General features: G+C 58.0%; 3 protein-coding genes and 1 pseudogene. All 4 read left to right on the top strand.

Annotated features, from left to right (window positions below; translation table 11 throughout):
- Positions 1–807, top strand: a pseudogene (locus NW837_RS09430) (hypothetical protein); the annotation flags it as partial.
- 57 nt (positions 808–864) lie between these two features.
- Positions 865–1,317 carry a hypothetical protein gene (locus NW837_RS09425; protein WP_414330987.1) on the top strand — a complete coding sequence of 151 codons (453 nt, stop codon included), beginning with the start codon at positions 865–867 and terminating at the stop codon, positions 1,315–1,317.
- Between the two features lie 137 nt (positions 1,318–1,454).
- Positions 1,455–2,756, top strand: a complete 1,302-nt coding sequence (locus NW837_RS09420; RefSeq protein WP_414330986.1) for a gamma-glutamyl phosphate reductase — start codon at positions 1,455–1,457, stop codon at positions 2,754–2,756.
- A 135-nt stretch (positions 2,757–2,891) separates the two neighbouring features.
- Entirely contained in the window at positions 2,892–3,533 is a 642-nt protein-coding gene (locus NW837_RS09415; protein WP_011432202.1) for a hypothetical protein, read from the top strand.
- Positions 3,534–3,560: the final 27 nt, after the last annotated feature.

Below are 3,560 nucleotides of genomic sequence, written 5' to 3'. Positions count from 1 at the left end.
GCCAGCCTACTGGGTTTTCTCTACTGGTCAATTCACGGGGGCCGTCCCCTGCTGATGCTCCTGGCTGGGATCCACGGCTTGGTGATGAGTGCTGCTCGGATTGTCGGCTTGCCGGTGGCGCTGCTCCCTTTTTTGAATCTCCTGAAAGCGGGGGAGAGAACCCAAGCCCGCCGTTGGTTTTGGACGAGTATGGCAGCGAGCTTGGCTCTGTTGGGTGGCCTGGGCTTTTTTCTCTACTGTCAGCTCCGCTTCGGACGCTGGGATCTCTACCTGGAAATGCAGCGTTACTTTACCGGCGTGAAAGCCAATTATCAAGCTATTTTCCAAGCTCGCACATATGTCCTTTCCGCCGAACGCTGGCAAAGCTTACTCTCTCTTTCTGCACCGATGAAAGACCCTGGGCTGTGGGCTGACGCTCTTAGCCAACTGTTTGTGTCTGCCACCCTGGGATCCCTGCTTGTTACAGGTTTAATGGATGCGGCAGGAGTTATGGCAGGTAGAAGCCAGTGTTGGCGGGAGCGGCTGGGATTTCATCTGGCTGCTTGGGCCATGTTTTACATTGCCCTGACGGGTACGAGCCCCTTGGGCCAGCGAAGCATGAGCCGCTATTGTCTGCCGGTTCACATCCTGCAGGTGTTGGCGTTGGTACATTGGGCCAAACACACCGATTTCAGCTTCATCCCCCAAAGGGTGCTTGGCTATCTTGGCACTATCCTGAAGCTGGGCTACGGGCTTCTAGCTTTGATCTTCCTCGCCCTCAACCAAATCCTCACCTGGCGCTACGTCCACCATCTCTGGGTGGCTTGACTCCGCTTTCCTGAAGATAGGATGTGAGGGATCCCAACTTCTCACCGGCTGAGAGCTGTGGCCTTCTCTTCTCCCCGCAAGTCTCCCCGTCAAAACTCAGCCCCGCGTGTCGCTCAGACCCTTGAGCCCACCAAAATTTACCCCTGCCCGTGCTGCCACCAAGGTCAGTTACGCCTGATCACCCTAACCGAAGCCTTTGGGTGTAGCCGTTGCCAGCATATTTTTGCCATTACCCCCGACCGCCTGTACATCGAGCAACTGGCCGTTTCTTATCCCTATCGCAAAATGTGGTTCTGGAACGGCTACCAATGGGTGTTGCGGCGGGAAAACACCCTACAGGGATCCGCGCTCTTGGGCCTCACCCTCAGCTTGGGCATTGTCTTGGCGGTTGGGTTCATCGGCGCAGTGCTCTTCCCAAACCAAACCCAGTTGCTCAGTTGGTTCATGATTCTCGGCTTGTTGCTAACGCTGCTGATGGTAACGGCGATCCTGCTGCTGCGGCGGCCCTGAGGTGAGTGAGATTTTCTCCAGCGACTGGTCTCCAGAATTGGCAGCCCCAGCACTTGTGGATCCAACCATTTCTTGTTAGCAGTGGTCTGGAGAACGCAGCGGGTCTGTCTCTAATGGGCTAGGCGGGAGAAGTTCAAGTGACAGATTTCGGTTCAGACTTTGACTTAGGTACCACTCTGCGACAGGTACGCCGCTTACTACCGCAGATGCAGCGGTTGAGCAGCCAAACCAAGCGCCAGGCCCTGCTGGCTCTCTCGCGGTGTTTGTTGGAGCGCTCCGATCTGCTCCTGGAAGCCAATACCCTCGACCTGGAAAGTTGCCGCGAGCAAACCGTACCGGAGTGGATCCTCAACGGCCTGAAGCTCACCCCCGAGCGTCTACAGCGATCCGCCCAGTTGCTGACTCTCCTGGCCCAGCAGCCGGATCCCATTGGCAAGCTGGAGAAAGGGCACCGCCAGGAGAATGGCCTGTTTATTGGCCGCTACCGCGTCCCGTTGGGGTTGATTGCTCTGGTCTACGAAATCTACCCCGAGTTTGCCTTAAATGGCATTGGCATGTGCCTAAAAACAGGAAATGGCGTGATTTTGGCCAGCAGCGGTCCCATCCAGAAAACTCACCAGGCTATGGTCAACCTGTTGGCAGAGACGGCTTATGAGCACGGGATCCCGGAAGGAGCCATTCAAACCTTGCCCGCCCAAGACCAAACGGCGGATCCCCAAGCAGATTCCCCACTGTTGCCGTTGCTACAGCAAACCCGCTACCTCGACCTGGTGATTCCCTGCGGTCGCCCCGGCTGGGTGGAGTTCCTGTTGCAGGCCAGCAAAGTGCCGACTCTGGCTACCCATTTGGGCTACGGCCACATCTATCTGGATCGCACTGCCCCTTGGCCCTTGGTCAAGTCGGCTTTGTTGGATCCCCTGGCCCAGTACGGCTCAGAAGGGATCCCTATCTATCAGCCTCTCACCCTCTGGCTGCTGATCCACACCGATTGGGCCACCAACCATCTGACCGCCTTGATTGAGGACTTGCTGGGTCACGGGATCGATATCCAGGCAGCCGCCCCCATTCTGGAACAGTTCCCGCAGCTCCAGCCGCTTGGGCAAGGCTTTGACTCGACGGAACGACCTCATCTGCGCCTGCAGCCCATTGCCGACCTGACGGAGGCGATCGCCTGGATTAACAAAAATGGTTGCCGTCAATCGGAGACGATCCTCACCGATAGCCAATCGGCGGCCCAGCGCTTTCTCCAGGAAGTAGATGCCGCCCTGATCCACATCAACACTTCCCCCCTCTCGGCAGGCCGGGGAGCTGGGATCCCCACGTTGGGAGCGTTTCGCGACCTGTCTTTGGGCATTTCTACTCAGCGGCTGCACGTGCGCGGGCCCATCGACGTGGAAGCCCTGACAACGGTGAAGATGGTGGCTCAGGGCGATCTGTAGAGCCGGGCAGCAACCCAACTGATGCGCCAAGGTTGGCCGGTCTGCCCAAGATCCAAGAGCTGGGATGAGGCTGGAGAATGAGAATGTAGATCGCCATCAGCTCAACATCCAACTGAGCCCAAAGGGAGGACTTTTTTGGGGATCGACCTTCGCAGTTACGTGTTTTTGGATCGGCTGCAACCCCAGTATGCTGCTTATCTGGGCACAGTAGCCTACGGCTTTTTGCCCCTGCCTGGGGACACTTCTTTGTGGGTCGAGATTTCCCCCGGCATCGAGATCAACCGCGTTATGGATATTGCCCTGAAGGCCACCTCGGTGAGGCCGGGGCTGCAGGTGGTGGAACGCCTCTACGGCCTTCTGGAAGTACACTCCAGCAACCAAGGGGATACCCGCACCGCCGGACGGGCGATTCTGGCTGCCTTAGGGGTGAGTGAACAGGAGCGCCTCAAGCCCCGCATCATCTCCAGCCAGATCATCCGCAACATCGATCCCCACCAAACCCAGTTGATTAACCGTTCCCGCCGTGGCCAAATGCTCCTGGCCGGCCAAACCCTCTATATCCTGGAGGTGCAACCGGCAGGCTATGCCCCCCTGGCTGCCAACGAGGCAGAAAAATCTGCCCAGATCAACATCCTGGAGGTGATGCCTTTCGGTAGCTTTGGCCGCGTGTACTTGGGAGGGGAAGAGCGAGATATTCTGGCCGCCTGCCGCGCTGCCGAAGCCGTTTTGGCGGGGGTTTCCGGTCGGGAGCCCCTCTTGTTGCCTGAGGAGGTGTAGCCAATGGCAGACTCCGATCCCAAGCCA

The organism is Synechococcus sp. R6-10 (genome assembly GCF_047461815.1).
GTDB lineage: Bacteria > Cyanobacteriota > Cyanobacteriia > Thermostichales > Thermostichaceae > Thermostichus.
The sequence above is the reverse complement of the archived record's forward strand: the minus strand, read 5'-3'. Positions and strand labels throughout refer to the sequence as shown.